The sequence below is a fragment of the Rhodococcoides kyotonense genome (genome assembly GCF_001645385.1).
Taxonomy (GTDB): domain Bacteria; phylum Actinomycetota; class Actinomycetes; order Mycobacteriales; family Mycobacteriaceae; genus Rhodococcoides; species Rhodococcoides kyotonensis_B.
On sequence record NZ_LVHI01000001.1, the window covers coordinates 86,210 to 100,631 of the forward strand.

The following is a 14,422-nucleotide window of genomic DNA, read 5'->3' on the forward strand; positions in this document are numbered from 1 at the left end:
GCCCGCCGGTGTCCGGTGACACGGACACGGGCGAGCGAGCGTCGGATATCGGTTGCGGCTACGCGGAACCGGTGTCGGCGTACGACGTCTCTGCAGCGTGGACGTCGTCGATGCGGTACTTGGCCGCAGCGTCGACCGCCTTCGACTTGTCGATCTCACCGGACTCACCGAGCGCGGTCAGCACGGCCACGACGATGGATTCGGCGTCGACGTTGAACACACGACGGGCTGCGGGACGGGTGTCGGAGAATCCGAATCCGTCGGTGCCGAGGGTGACGTAGTCGCCCGGGACCCACTGACGGATCTGGTCCGGCACGGCGCGCATCCAGTCCGACGCGGCGACGACGGGTCCTGCCGCAGCGGACAGAGCCTGCGTGACGAACGGAACCCGCTTCTCGGCACCCGGGTTGCGCAGTGCTTCCTGCTCGGCCTCGACGCCGTCGCGACGCAGTTCGCTCCACGAGGTGACCGACCAGACGCCGGAACGCACACCCCACTCGTCCTCGAGGAGTTGGCGGGCCTTGCGTGCAGAGACCAGGCCGACACCCGATGCCAGGATCTGTGCCTCGGGTCCGTCGCCCTGCTGCGGCTTCTCGAACAAGTAGATGCCCTTCAGCAGAGCATCGACGTCGAGGTCCTCGGGCTGAGCCGGCTGCTGGTACGGCTCGTTGTAGAGAGTGATGTAGTAGAAGATGTTCTCTCCACCGAATCCCTCGGTACCTTCGGTGCCGCCGTACATCCGTCGCAGACCGTCCTTGACGATGTGCGCGATCTCGTACGAGAACGCCGGGTCGTAGGCCACTGCCGCCGGGTTGGTCGCGGCGAGAAGCAGCGAATGGCCGTCGGCGTGCTGCAGACCCTCACCGGTGAGCGTCGTGCGGCCGGCCGTCGCGCCGAGGACGAAACCGCGGGCCATCTGATCGGCCGCGGCCCACAGGCCGTCGCCGGTGCGCTGGAACCCGAACATCGAGTAGAAGATGTACAGCGGGATCATCGGCTCGCCGTGCGTCGCGTACGACGTACCGACGGCGGTGAACGACGACGTCGACCCGGCCTCGTTGATGCCCTCGTGCAGGATCTGGCCGGTGGCGTTCTCCTTGTAGGCGAGCATGAGCTCGGAGTCCACGGACGTGTAGAGCTGGCCGTTGCGGTTGTAGATCTTCAGCGACGGGAACCACGAGTCCATCCCGAACGTGCGCGCCTCGTCCGGGATGATCGGCACGATGCGGTGGCCGATCTCCTTGTCGCGCAACAGCTCCTTCATGACACGCACGAGCGCCATGGTGGTGGCAACTTCCTGCTTGCCGGAGCCCTTGAGCAACGTCTTGTAGGTGTCGTCCTTCGGCTGCGGCAGCGGCTTCGGGCTTGTGCGACGCTCGGGGACGAAGCCGCCGAGGTTCTTGCGCCGCTCGAGCATGTACTGGATCTCCGGCGCGTCGGGGCCCGGGTGGTAGTACGGAGGCAGGTACGGATCCTTCTCGAGCTCCTCGTCGGAGATCGGGATGTGCTGCAGGTCGCGGAACTTCTTCAGGTCGTCCAGCGTCAGCTTCTTCATCTGGTGGGTCGCGTTGCGGCCCTCGAAGCTCTTGCCGAGCGTGTAGCCCTTGATGGTGTGGGCCAGGATGACCGTCGGCTGTCCCTTGTGGGCCATCGCGGCCGCGTAGGCGGCGTGGACCTTGCGGTAGTCGTGGCCACCGCGCTTGAGGTTCCAGATGTCGTCGTCGGACAGGTCCTTGACGAGCTCCTTCGTCCGCGGGTCGCGGCCGAAGAAGTGGTCGCGAACGTAGCCGCCGTCGTTGGCCTTGTAGGTCTGGTAGTCACCGTCGGGGGTGACGTTCATGAGGTTGACCAGCGCGCCGTCCTTGTCGGCGTGCAGCAGCGAGTCCCACTCGCGTCCCCAGATGACCTTGATGACGTTCCATCCGGCGCCGCGGAAGAACGACTCCAGCTCCTGGATGATCTTGCCGTTTCCGCGGACCGGGCCGTCGAGGCGCTGCAGGTTGCAGTTGACGACGAAGGTCAGGTTGTCGAGACCTTCGGTGGCCGCGACGTGCGCGAGGCCGCGCGACTCCGGCTCGTCCATCTCGCCGTCGCCCAGGAACGCCCACACGTGCTGGTCGGAGGTGTCCTTGATGCCGCGATCGTGCAGGTAGTGGTTGAAGCGAGCCTGATAGATGGCGTTCATCGGGCCGAGGCCCATCGACACCGTCGGGAACTCCCAGAAGTCCTGCATGAGGCGCGGGTGCGGGTACGACGGCAGACCGCCTCCCTGATCGCTGTGGCTGTACTCCTGCCGGAACCCGTCCATGCGCTCGGCGGGGATGCGGCCCTCGAGGAACGCACGCGCGTAGATACCGGGGGAGGCGTGGCCCTGGATGAAGATCTGGTCGCCGCCGCCCGGGTGATCCTTGCCGCGGAAGAAGTGGTTGAAGCCGACCTCGTAGAGAGCGGCGGACGACGCGTAGGTGGAGATGTGGCCGCCGACGCCGACGCCGGGACGCTGGGCGCGGTGCACCATGATCGCGGCATTCCAGCGGATCCAGGCGCGGTAGCGACGCTCGACTTCTTCGTCACCGGGGAACCACGGCTCGTTCTCGGTGGGGATGGTGTTGACGTAGTCCGTCGACGTCAAGGACGGGAGCGCGACGCGGCGCTCGCCGGCGCGTTCGAGCAACCGGAGCATCAGGTACCGGGCTCGGGCGGGTCCGGAGCGTTCGAGCAATCCGTCGAACGACTCGATCCACTCGTCGGTTTCCGAACTGTCGATATCGGGCAGGTACGACGCGACACCCTCGCGGATGACGCGAACCCTGCCGTCCGAGCCGGTGGGCCCGCTGGTCTTGCCGGCAGCATGTGTGGTCTGCCGTTCGTCCTTGTTCAACTCGGACAACGTGTGTACTCCTCAGTGTGGCGGACGCTCGGTGCGGCGACCGTTCCCTGTATCTCGCGCTCTGTGACGGCGAGACACGTTCATCATTTCCGGTGATCCACCTCAATCCTCCTACACATCTTCCACCGCGGTGGTACGGAGTCCCCCTACCCGCGAGTAGAAATTTATGTACGCAATTTCGGCGCGGTCCGCTTGCGCACGCGGCGAAAACACTGTTCGCTTGCACTACTTCACCCACAATGCAAGGAGGTCACCACCGTGGTCGCCGCGGCGGACGCTCAGAACTACGCTCAGAAGCTTGGAATCACCCGCGACTTGGTCGTTCAGGAACTGGGCTGGGACGAGGACACAGACGACGATCTGCGTGCCGACGTCGAGGAAGCCATCGGTGGTGAAACCCTCGACGAAGATTCGGACGAGGTGATCGACGTCGTGCTGCTGTGGTGGCGCGATGGAGACGGAGACCTGGTCGACGCCCTCATGGACGCGATCGGTCCGCTGTCGGACGACGGTTTCGTGTGGGTCCTCAGCCCCAAGACCGGCCTGCCGGGACACGTCGAACCCAGTGAGATCGCCGAGTCGGCACCGACCGCGGGTCTGACTCAGACCTCCGCGGCCAACCTGGGCGATTGGATCGGAAGCCGCCTGGTGCAGCCCAAGTCGCGCGCAGGCAAGCGCTAGACACGTCGGAACAGGAAACAGATCTGATGCCACTCGAGGTGGGCGCGCAGGCGCCTGACTTCACTCTGAAAGATCAGAACAACCAGGAAGTTTCTCTGGCGTCGTATCGCGGCGTCAAGAACGTGCTCCTGGTGTTCTACCCGCTTGCGTTCACCGGTACCTGCCAGGGCGAACTGTGCAAGGTGCGCGACGAACTGCCGAAGTACGAGAACGACGACACCGCCGTTCTCGCCATTTCGGTGGGACCTCCACCGACGCACAAGATCTGGGCGGCCGAGCAGGGGTACACGTTCCCTCTGCTGTCCGATTTCTGGCCGCACGGAGAAGTAGCCCAGGCGTACGGCGTGTTCAACGACAAGGCCGGGTTCGCCAATCGCGGCACCTTCGTCATCGACAAGGACGGCATCATCCGGTTCTCCGAGATGAAGCAGCCCGGCGAAGCGCGCGATCAGTCCGTATGGGACGACGCGCTCGCCAGCGTCTGACCTGCGGAATTGTAGATCGCGACAGGACGCGCTAAGTTTTTCCATGCGTTCCGGCGGCTTCGGTCGCCGGTACTCGGGCGTATAGCTCAGCGGTAGAGCTCTGGTTTTACACACCAGCGGTCGGGGGTTCGAACCCCTCTGCGCCCACCCTTCTTCTCATTCGGCGCAACTCAGTGCACACAATCGGCCCGGTTCGACGGAATTCCGTCGAACCGGGCCGATTCTGTGCAGTCCGTTGCGTCAGACCGCCGCCGGTGTCTTTCGCTCCGCGCGCGAACCCAGGTACGTCGTCTGGCGAACGGTCGCAAGCGTGATCAGGCCGACGATGCAAGACCCGACGACGAAGAACGCGGGGGAGACCGAGCTTCCCGTGCGGTCGATCAGCCACGTCGCGATGTACGCGGCCGTGCCGCCCGTCGCGATCGTCGCGAGATTGAACCCGAGGGCGACACCCGTCAGGCGAACGCGGGAATCGAACAGCGACGGGAACAGTGGGGCAGTCGCCGTCTGAATCAGCGGAGTTCCGAACGCGAAGAAGCCGAATGCGATGGCGGCGACGAACAATCCGTGCTCGCCCATCATCAGCATCGCCGGGTAGGCGATGACAGCCGACGCGACGAGACCGACCACCAACACCCTCTTGCTTCCGAACCTGTCGACGAACAGTCCCGCGACCGGCATCGACAACGCGACCAGAACGATGACGAGCGCAGCCGTCCACGTCACCGCGGTCTGGCTGTAGCCACCCTCGCGAACGAGGTGAATACCGATGTAGGTGAGCACCATGTAGCCGGTGGCGTTCTGTGCGACGCCGAGACCGAACACCTGCAGCACCTGCTTCGGATGTGTGCGAAGCAGTTCGCCGAGAGGCGCTTTCGCGAGTTGATCCTTCGCGGCGACCTTCTCGAATTCGGGGGAGTCCTCGATGCGGGTTCGGGTCCACAGGCAGAACAGCACGAGCGGGACGCCGAGCAGGAACGGGATGCGCCATCCCCAACTCGTCATCTGGGCATCGGACGTCAACGCCGACGTCGTCGCCACCACGATCGCGGCCAATGCGAAACCGCTGTTGCTGCCGAACGCGACGAACGACGCGCCGAGACCCTTGCGCTTCTCGCCGACCGTCTCGTAGACGTAGGTCAGCGCACCGCCGAGTTCGCCGCCGGCCGAGAAGCCCTGCACGAGACGCGCAATGACGAGCAGGACGGGTGCGAGAATTCCCGCGTTCTCGTAGGTGGGCAGGAACGCCATCAGTGCACTACCCGCTCCCATCAGCAGGACGGAGAACAGCAGTGCCCGCTTACGGCCGTGCCGATCTCCGAGCCTGCCGAAGAAGATGCCACCGATCGGTCGCATCAGATACGCCGACGCGAACACCGCGAGACTGGCCAACAGGGACGCGGTCGGATCGTCGCCGGGGAAGAACAGAGGGCTGACCACGACCGCCAGGTAGGCGTACACGGTCAGGTCGTAGTACTCGACGATGGTTCCGACGGCGGCGGCGAGAACACCGCGGCGTCGGGTCTGCTCGAGGGTGCGTGTGGTTGCCACGAACGGCTCCGGTTCTGTGTGAAGGAGATCGGTCGCGCATTCACCGGGCGCCGGTGTCCTGTGTCGTCGGCCGGCTACGGGCGAATCGGGTGTGCGCGGTCACACTGTAACCCCAAACCCTGTCAAATGTGTACATGTTTGGATTCGGATGGGTTCATCCGGAGTCGGTGGTGAGCAACCACGGCCCGTGCGTCAGAGCTGCCAGTGCACCGGCTGAGAGATGATCGCGGACAGGCGCTTTCGGTAGTACCGCGCGGTGTCGTGGACGAAGTCGCTCATCGCCGCCGCCGCGGCGTCGGCGTCGCGCTCGCGCATCGCGTCGAGAACGGCCTGCTGCGCCTCGGTCGCGGCCTTACGGGTCGCGATGGGGTGCTCGTTGGGTTCGGCGTCGCGCACGAGGAGCCACAGCGTTTCCATGACGATGCGAAACGCCGGGTTACCCGCGGCTTTGTAGATCGACGTCTGGAACAGCGCGTTCTTCTCCTGGAAATTCTCGTAGTCCTCGGGCGCCTCACGCATGCTGTCGAGCGCGGCCTGCATCGTGTCGAGTTGTGCGTCCGTGATGCTGGAGGTGGCCTGCCGAGCGACGATCGGTTCGAGTGTCAGTCGGACGTCGATGACGTCGCTGATGTTCGCACCCTCGAGTTGGAGAAACAGCTTCATCGTGTTGCCGAGGGACTCGAACTTGGGCCTGCATGCGACGGGGCCGCCGCCGATTCCGGCCTTGATGGTGACCAGATCGCGGCTTTCCAGCAGACGGAGCGCTTCGCGCACCGTCGTGCGCGCGACCCCGTATTCGGCCACCATTTCCTTCTCGGTGGGCAAGCGTTGACCGGCGACGATACCGCCGCCGAGAATCTCGTCGGCGATCACGTTGGCCACGCGTTCGGACATCTTCTGGGGGCGGCCCATTCGATGGCGATGGTCTTCGGTGGTCATCTGCGAGTCCTCACGTGGTGTCGGCAATTGATTCACCTTACCGGCTACCAACGAAGCAATACGGCCAAAACCTGTACATATTTGACAGGGATTGGTTACTGTAGGGCGATCCCACCACAGGGCGGTTCTTCTGGAGGTTCGCATGCTGCCGACTCGGCTACCGGATTCGTCTCTCGCGCAGTCGTTTCGCGACGGTGGTCACTGGCAGGACAAGCCGGTCGGTCATTTCCTGACGCGGGCGGCGTCGCAGTTCCCGGATACCGTGGCCGTCGTCGACGGCGATCGCCGGTTCACGTTCGCCGACATCGACCGGGAGGCCTGCCGTCTCGCTGCTGCCATGCACGGCCGGGGAATCGGAACGGACAGCGTCGTCTCGTTCCAGCTGCCGAACTGTGCGGAAGCAGTCATCGTGTTCCAGGCCATCATGAAGCTGGGCGCGATCGCGAACCCCATCGTGCCGATCTATCGCGGTCGCGAAGTGGGGTTCATCATCGGTCAGGCGCGCAGTGCCATGGTGTTCGTACTCGGGTCGTACCGCGGCTTCGACTACGCGGCGATGTACGACGCGCTCGGCGTCCCCGGACTCGATGTCATCGTCGTCGGCGACACGTCCTGGTCCGACCTGCTGAACGAGGCGAGACCGGATGCACTGGAGGGCCTTTCGGAACCCGACCCGGACGGCGTCTGCCTGCTGCTCTACACCTCGGGCACGACCGCCGACCCAAAAGGTGCGCTGCACAGCCACAACACGGTCGTCTTCGAGAATCGGTCGATGATCGACTGGTTCGGCCTCAACGAGCGAGACGTGATCTTCAACCCGTCCCCGGTGACGCACGTGACCGGCGTCAATTGTGCTCTGACACTTCCGTTTCTGTTGGGAGCGCCCGTCGTTCTGCAGGATCTGTGGGAGCCGACGGTCGCATTGGAACGGATCGTCCGAGAGGGCGCCAGCTTCATGATCTTCTCGACACCGTTCCTGCGTGGACTGCTCGACGCCGCGGACGCCTCCGAGCAGGCGACACCGTCGATCCGCTACATCATCTGCGGTGGTGCGGACATCCCCGATTCGCTGACCGCGGCAGCGACCGAGCGTCTCGGAACGGTCGTGCGCATGTTCGGTGCGACCGAAGGGCCGTCGGTGACATGCACGGATCGGTGGGACACCGTCGAGCTTCGTACGAGAACGGACGGTAGGCCCATGGCGCCGACCGAGGTGATCGTCTCCGACGGCAACGGTGGCGTCGCGTCGCCGGGTGTCGTCGGGGAGGCGCTGTGGCGTGGACCGGACACGTTCCTCGGGTATCTGGATTCGTCGCTCAACGACGCGGCGTTCACGCCCGACGGCTTCTTCCGCACGGGCGACCTCGCCACAGTCGACGAGTTCGGTGGACTGCACATCGTCGGACGCATCAAGGACATCATCAATCGGTCCGGTGAGAAGATCAGCACGCACGACGTCGAGAACCTGCTGAGCGAGCACCCTGCCGTCGTGGAGGTCGCCGTCGTCGCAGGCCCCGATGCCACGACGGGCGAGCGAGGATGCGCGTTCGTCGTGACGCGCGATGCTCGCGATCTGAGCTTGACGGAGGTGTACGAATTCCTCTCCGGTCGTGACGTCGCGGTGCAGAAGATTCCGGAAAGCGTGTTCGTCGTCGACGCTCTGCCCAAGACCGCCAGCGGCAAGATTCAGAAGTTCGCGCTGCGCGACTGGACCCGCGACAGATCCGTCGTTCCGAAACAAATGGCCGGGGTGACCATCTCGGCGAGTTACGAGAAGTGAGGTGTCGAAAGTGGCAGAAGGAGTAGTCGTCACCGTTCCCGAACCGGGTATCGCGGTCGTCGAACTCGCGCACGGAAAGGTCAACGCTCTCGACTCCGCGATGTACGACGCCATCGCAGACGTGTTCGACACGCTGTCGGACGACGCCGAAGTGAAGGTAGCCGTCTTGACCGGGCGCGGCCGAATCTTCTGTGCGGGAAACGATCTGAACGAGTTCCGTGTGATGGACGCGACGAGTGGTGAAGTGCAGATGCGCCGGGTGCGGCGTGCGCTCTTCAACATGATCGATTGCGCGATCCCCGTCGTCGGCGCGATCAACGGACCGGCGTTGGGTAGCGGGTTCGGACTGACGGCAGCGTGCGACGTTGTCGTCGCATCCGAGAAGGCGACATTCGGACTCCCGGAGATGAATGTCGGCGTGTTGGGCGGTGGCCGATTCACGGCGAGAATGCTTCCGCAGCAAGCGATGCGTCGCATGTTCTTCACTGCCGAGTCCGTCGATGCCGAGACGCTGCAACGATGGGGCGCTCCGATCGAGGTCGCGTCGCACGACGAGTATTTCGAGCTCGCGATGCAGCGTGCTCGAACCATCGCCGCCAAGAGCCGCTACGCGATCACGCTGGCCAAGCAATCGTTGAACGGCTGCGAGCCGCTCGATCTCAAGCGCGGATACGAACTGGAACAGACGTTCACCGTTCGTCTATCGGAACACCCCGATTCGAAGACTGCAGTCGAAACGAGAATGGCGCAGATGGCAGGAAAGGCGCGGACATGACGTCGACGATCGAGAACACCGACATCGGACTGGGCGAGTTCGACGCCACGTGCACGGCGTGGCTCTCCGAACATCTCGAACGTAGAACGAGCGAAACCGCCGAAAAGCCCTCCTACGCAATCTTCCACAACCACAGCGAATCCGAGGAACGCGCGCTCATCGAGGCGGCCAAGACGTGGCAGTCGACGCGCGTCGACGCCGGGTTCGGCGCGATCACGTGGTCTCCCGAATGGGGCGGTCCTGGTCTCTCGGCGAGCCACGAACGCATCTACGTGTCCCGCGAGCGTGAGTTCCGTGCGCCGGAGCGACACGAAACCGTCCTGGTGACAGTCGAACTGGTGGCTCCCACCGTTCACCTCCTCGGTACCGAGGATCAGCGTCGACGGTTCGTGACGCCGTTCCTCCGTGCCGACGAGCTGTGTTGTCAGTTGTTCTCCGAACCGGGAGCGGGGTCGGATCTCGCCGGCTTGTCGACGAAGGCAGTGCGCACCGGTGACAGCTGGATCATCGACGGCCAGAAGGTATGGAGTTCCGGGGCGCAGTTCTCGGAGTGGGGGCTGTTGATTGCCCGCAGCGACACGTCGGTCGCGAAACACCGTGGTATGACGGCATTCCTGGTTCCGATGGACGCGCCGGGAGTCGAGGTACGACCCATCCGGCAGATGTCCGGTGGCTCGACGTTCAACGAGGTGTTCTTCACCGGTGTCGAGCTGCCCGATTCCATGAGGCTGGGCGACGTCGGCCAGGGATGGAACGTTGCGCTGACGACGCTCGGCTTCGAACGAAATTCGAGTGCGGGAATCGTCAGCGCCGGTGGGAGTGGAACCGATCTGCTCCGCTTGGCGCGACGTCTTGGCATCGACGGCGACCCGCTGGTTCGGCAGAAGTTGGCGAATGTCGCGGTGTACGAACGCGCGTCGGCGCTGATGGTCGCGCGCTACGCCGAACGTGAACTGGCGGGTCATGTCCCCGGTGTCGAAGGATCGATCGGCAAGCTGGTCTGGACACAGAACCTCAAACGCATCGGCGACGCGGCCGCGAGCTTCCTCGGACCGAAAGTCCTCGCGGACAACGGAGAAGCGGACACGTTCGCGTGGACCGAGCATCTTCTCGGCGCACCCGGCTATCGCATCGCCGGAGGATCCGACGAAATTCAACGCAACATCATCGGCGAACGTGGGCTCGGACTGCCCAGGGAACCACGGTAGGGGCTCGCATCATGACACTCGACATGACCGTCGAACAGAACGAAATTCGCGACAGCCTGCGCGGGGTGCTCGCGCGCCCAGGAGACGCATGGGCTTCGCTGGTGAATCTCGGCATGACCGAAATTCCTTTCCCGGAGAGCATGGGTGGTGCGGGATACGGCGCGAAGGATCTGTCCGTCGTGACCGCCGAACTAGGCCGGGCAATGACGGTGGCGCCGTACCTGTCGTCGATCGTGCTTGCCGGGTCGACGTTGCTCGAATGCGCTACCGACGATGCCTGTGCGGAGTATGTCCCGGCGATCGCGGCGGGATCGACCACCGCAGCGCTTGTCACCGGCTATCCGTTCTCGGTGTCGAACATCGACGCGCACGCGAACGGGCGACAGTTGACACTGAACGGACGTCAGGACTTCGTCGTCGACGGCGCGGAGGCAGACCTTCTGGTCGTCGTCGCGAACGGACAGGCTGGTCCCGAGCTGGCCGTGGTCGACGGGACTGCACCGGGAGTGACGCGAACGCCCATGGAGGCGTTGGACTTCACACGCGCGCTGACGCGCGTGGAGTTCGCGGACGTGGAGGCGTCTCGGGTCGGAGGGAGCGATCTGCGGTCCGGTCTCGAGCGAGCGCAGGCACTCGCGCTGGCGGCTGTCGCGTCGGAACAGGTGGGAGCGGCGCGCGCCTGTCTCGACATGTCCGTCGACTACGCGAAGACGCGTCAGCAGTTCGGCCGTCCGATCGGGTCGTTCCAGTCGATCAAACATCGTTTGTCCGACATGTCGATCGCGATCGAACTGGCGGAAGCCGCAGTCCTGGACGCTGCCGACGCCGCCACGGATCGAGACACCGCAGCGTTCGTCACCGCCGTCTCGACGGCGCGGGTCCTGGCAACGACGGCGTCGGTGTTCGCGGCCGAGGAGTCGATTCAGATCCACGGCGGGATCGGCTTCACCTGGGAGCATCCGCTGCACACCTATTTCCGGCGCGCGAAGACGAACGAACTGCTGTTCGGGACCGTCGAGTCACATCTCGAGGTGGTGGCTTCCGGCTTGTAGACACCTAGCCCGCAGTCGAGCCCGCGATCCGCTCGGACAGCCGAGCGGCGGTGTCGACGAATCTCTTCCGGCCGAGGGTCTCGAACACCGAGTCCTTCGACAACATCGACGACGCGAACACCTCGATCTGCGCGATCAGCGCGACCGCGATCACTCCGGCTTCGGCGGCCGACAGCTTGCCGCGAATCTTGCGGGCAGCGCTCGACAGGATCGGAATCAGTGCGACGGTGTTCTCTCGACGAAGCGCCTCGACGAGCAGGCTCGACCCGCGCGCACTCACGAAATACACGACTGCCCGGGTTCGGTTGTCCTCCAACCAGCGCCCCAGCGACGGGACCAGGGTGTCCAGTGAACCGTGGGGAATGCTCTCCTCGGCGGTGATGCGACCGACTTCGCCGATGTACGCCGCCGAGAACTCACGCAGTCCCTCCAGGAGAATCTCTTCGCGAGACGGGTAGTGGTAGTAGATAGCGGCCGACGTCATTCCTGCTGCGCTCGCGATGTCGGCGACCGTCACGTCGGTGACAGCCCCGGTCGCGAACAGATCGAATGCGGTCTCGACGATGACGCCGCGCCGTGACGGCCGGTGTGCTGGTCTTCTCTGTGTTGTCGACATTCGCCCTCCTCGAATTTCGGTCATGCAAGACTAGAGGCTCGGCGACCGAAGGGTGGGGGAAGCTGTGACTGTGAGCGCGCAGAAGATCAAGAAGTCGAAACCGAAGAGCGTGACGGAAGAATCGGGCAACGGAGCCGGCAACGGGTCGGCGGACGGGAAACCGTCGGCTCATCGGCCGTCACGTCGGCAGGACATCGTCGATGCGGCGATCCGAGTCTTCGCGGCGAAGAGTTTCCCCGAGGCGAGCATTCAGGACGTCGCTGCCGAAGCCGACGTCGTGCCGTCCGCCGTCTACTACCACTTCAGCGGTAAGGACGAACTGTTCGAACTCGCCATGCGACGGGTGATGGACATGGTCAACGAGGTCGTCGATCAGGTCCGGTCCGAAGAAGACCCCGAGGACGTTCCCTCGTTGGAGGCAGTCACGCTCGCGGTGTGGCACTGGGTCGAAGCGCATCCCGACGAATCTCGGCTCATGCACTACCACCTACCCGGTGCGACGGCCGAGACGGCGACGCTGCGACGCGACTTCGAGGGCATACACGTGCAGCGAGCCTTCGACTACCTGTTACCCGCGGCGGTCCCGTCGACGAAACGGGGAGCCGCGGTCGCACACGCCTCCCACACGCTGGCGATACGCACGCTGATCGAACTCCTGATGACCATTCACGCGCTGCGCATGGACGAGGGCCCGTTGTCGCGCCACGCGTCGAAGACGTTGAGCCGCGCGGTCGTCGACGTCGGGGAACGCATCGTAGTCACCGACTGACGTCGGCCGTTCACCCCGCGAGTGCCTGTGTCGCAAGGGAGAGGGCGAGTGCGGTCATCACGGCGGCGATCGAGCCGTCGAGCACTCGCCACGCACCCGGCTTCGCGAACACGGGACGCAGGATCCGAGCGCCGTACCCGAGTCCGACGAACCACACGATGCTGGCAGCGGCGGCGCCGACCCCGAACCACAGGCGAGCCGTGTCGTAACTCGATGCAATGGAACCGAGCAGCACGAGTGTGTCCAGGTACACGTGCGGGTTGAGCCAGGTCAACGCCAGTGCGGTGACCACTGCAGCCCAGATGTGCGGTGCGTGCCCGTCGGCCTCCGCGACGAGCGTCGCCGGCCGTATCGCACGGCGAACGGACAGCAGTGCGTACGCGAGCAGGAACGCGGCGCCGCCCCAGTAGGCGACGGTCGCCCACGCCGGGGCGGCGTCCAGCAGAGCACCCGCACCCGCGACGCCTGCGGCGATGAGCACCAGGTCGGACAGCGCGCACACCGCCACGACCGGCAGGACGTGTGCCCGAGCGATTCCCTGACGGAGAACGAACGCATTCTGCGCTCCGATCGCCACGATCAGCGACAGCCCGAAAGCGAAACCGGCGAACACGGGCGCGGCGGAAAACGACATGCGTCGACGTTAGAGCAGCTTCGAGAAACAGTACAGCGAATGTTTCTGGCCCAGCGTTAGCATTGCTTATGTCGCCCTTCGATCTGCCGCAACTGGACGCCCTTGCTGCCGCCGTGGACGAGGGATCGTTCGACGCGGCCGCGCGACGCCTGCACGTGACACCGTCGGCCATCAGCCAGCGAGTCAAGGCGTTCGAGACCGCGGCGGGAGTCGTCCTGGTGCAGCGCTCCAAACCGATTCGGATCACCGAAGCGGGGCAGCCGTACCTGCGATTGGCACGCCAGATTCGATCTCTCGTCGCCGACATGCACGAGCTCGGCGAAGCCGCCGCGGTCCCGACCGTTCCGATCGCCGTCAACGGCGACTCTCTCAACACCTGGGTGCTGCCTGCGCTTGCCACACTGTCGGACCGCATGGACTTCGACGTGCGCCGCGAGGACCAGGATCACTCGGCGGAATCGTTGCGGCAGGGCGTTGTCATGGCCGCAGTCACGACGTCGGGCGAACCGGTGCAGGGATGTTCGGTCTCGCCGCTCGGCATCATGCGGTATCGCCCGATGTGCTCGCCCGACTTTCGGGACAGGTGGTTCGACGAATCGACGTCGGCCGGGATCGCCCGTGCTCCGATGATCGTCTTCGACAGGTCCGACGACCTGCAGGATCGTTATCTGAAGCGCTACGGGCACACGCGCATCGACAACCGGAGGCATCACGTGCCGGCGTCCGCGGACTTCGTCGAAGCCGTCCGGCTCGGCATCGGCTGGGCAGTACTGCCGAGACAGCAGAGCGACCGACTCGAGCGAACGGGAGAATTGATCGACATGGCCCCGGGCACGGGCGTCGACGTCACCCTTCACTGGCAGCGATGGAGTGTGCGCACGGAGGCCCTCGATGCCCTGACTTCCGCCATCCAGGCGGCCGCGTCCATGGCTTTGACCTGATGAGAGCGTGTCCTACGCCGATCAAACATTCTTCAGGTCGTTAATCTTCCGAAAAACAAGTCTTTGGTATAAGTTCTTCGTGACAGAAGAAGTCCACGCGG

At 64.7% G+C, this 14,422-nt stretch carries 13 protein-coding genes and 1 tRNA gene; 9 read left to right on the plus strand and 5 right to left on the minus strand.

Annotation, left to right across the window (positions count from 1 at the left end; all coding sequences use genetic code 11):
- Positions 1-58: 58 nt before the first annotated feature.
- Positions 59-2,890, minus strand: a complete 2,832-nt coding sequence (aceE, locus tag A3K89_RS00425; protein ID WP_068420497.1) for a pyruvate dehydrogenase (acetyl-transferring), homodimeric type — start codon at positions 2,888-2,890, stop codon at positions 59-61.
- Between the two features lie 258 nt (positions 2,891-3,148).
- Between aceE and A3K89_RS00430 the strand changes: the two genes are divergently transcribed.
- From A3K89_RS00430 to A3K89_RS00440, 3 genes are all read left to right on the plus strand, one after another.
- A complete protein-coding gene (locus A3K89_RS00430) occupies positions 3,149-3,571 on the plus strand; it encodes a DUF3052 domain-containing protein (protein ID WP_068420499.1) in 423 nt (140 codons plus the stop codon).
- Between the two features lie 26 nt (positions 3,572-3,597).
- Complete coding sequence (locus A3K89_RS00435; RefSeq protein ID WP_068420500.1) at positions 3,598-4,056, plus strand: peroxiredoxin; 459 nt, start codon at positions 3,598-3,600, stop codon at positions 4,054-4,056.
- 75 nt (positions 4,057-4,131) lie between these two features.
- Positions 4,132-4,203, plus strand: a tRNA-Val gene (locus tag A3K89_RS00440).
- A 93-nt stretch (positions 4,204-4,296) separates the two neighbouring features.
- Here A3K89_RS00440 and A3K89_RS00445 read toward each other — a convergent pair.
- The gene (locus A3K89_RS00445) at positions 4,297-5,607 is read right to left on the minus strand and encodes an MFS transporter (protein WP_068420501.1); all 1,311 of its coding nucleotides are present in this window, start codon (positions 5,605-5,607) and stop codon (positions 4,297-4,299) included.
- 192 nt (positions 5,608-5,799) lie between these two features.
- Positions 5,800-6,546 (minus strand): FadR/GntR family transcriptional regulator, encoded by a 747-nt coding sequence (locus tag A3K89_RS00450; protein WP_068420922.1) that lies wholly within the window; start codon positions 6,544-6,546, stop codon positions 5,800-5,802.
- A 142-nt stretch (positions 6,547-6,688) separates the two neighbouring features.
- Here A3K89_RS00450 and A3K89_RS00455 point away from each other — a divergent pair, with 142 nt between their 5' ends.
- From A3K89_RS00455 to A3K89_RS00470, 4 genes are read left to right on the plus strand one after another with little or no spacing between them, the layout of a single operon-like run.
- Entirely contained in the window at positions 6,689-8,326 is a 1,638-nt protein-coding gene (locus A3K89_RS00455) for an AMP-binding protein (protein ID WP_068420503.1), read from the plus strand.
- A 10-nt stretch (positions 8,327-8,336) separates the two neighbouring features.
- Positions 8,337-9,101 (plus strand): enoyl-CoA hydratase-related protein, encoded by a 765-nt coding sequence (locus tag A3K89_RS00460; protein WP_068420505.1) that lies wholly within the window; start codon positions 8,337-8,339, stop codon positions 9,099-9,101.
- A complete protein-coding gene (locus A3K89_RS00465; RefSeq protein WP_068420507.1) occupies positions 9,098-10,309 on the plus strand; it encodes an acyl-CoA dehydrogenase family protein in 1,212 nt (403 codons plus the stop codon). Before A3K89_RS00460 ends, A3K89_RS00465 begins: the two co-directional genes overlap by 4 nt.
- 11 nt (positions 10,310-10,320) lie before the next feature.
- Positions 10,321-11,361, plus strand: a complete 1,041-nt coding sequence (locus A3K89_RS00470) for an acyl-CoA dehydrogenase family protein (protein ID WP_068420508.1) — start codon at positions 10,321-10,323, stop codon at positions 11,359-11,361.
- 4 nt (positions 11,362-11,365) lie between these two features.
- On the opposite strand, the gene A3K89_RS00475 is transcribed toward A3K89_RS00470, so the two are convergent.
- Entirely contained in the window at positions 11,366-11,977 is a 612-nt protein-coding gene (locus tag A3K89_RS00475; protein WP_068420509.1) for a TetR/AcrR family transcriptional regulator, read from the minus strand.
- 64 nt (positions 11,978-12,041) lie between these two features.
- Here A3K89_RS00475 and A3K89_RS00480 point away from each other — a divergent pair, with 64 nt between their 5' ends.
- Positions 12,042-12,746, plus strand: a complete 705-nt coding sequence (locus A3K89_RS00480; RefSeq protein ID WP_254303356.1) for a TetR/AcrR family transcriptional regulator — start codon at positions 12,042-12,044, stop codon at positions 12,744-12,746.
- Positions 12,747-12,756: 10 nt separating this feature from the next.
- Here A3K89_RS00480 and A3K89_RS00485 read toward each other — a convergent pair whose 3' ends face one another.
- Positions 12,757-13,380 (minus strand): LysE/ArgO family amino acid transporter, encoded by a 624-nt coding sequence (locus tag A3K89_RS00485; protein ID WP_068420510.1) that lies wholly within the window; start codon positions 13,378-13,380, stop codon positions 12,757-12,759.
- Between the two features lie 68 nt (positions 13,381-13,448).
- Here A3K89_RS00485 and A3K89_RS00490 point away from each other — a divergent pair, with 68 nt between their 5' ends.
- Complete coding sequence (locus A3K89_RS00490; protein ID WP_068420512.1) at positions 13,449-14,321, plus strand: LysR family transcriptional regulator ArgP; 873 nt, start codon at positions 13,449-13,451, stop codon at positions 14,319-14,321.
- The last annotated feature ends 101 nt before the right edge of the window (positions 14,322-14,422 follow it).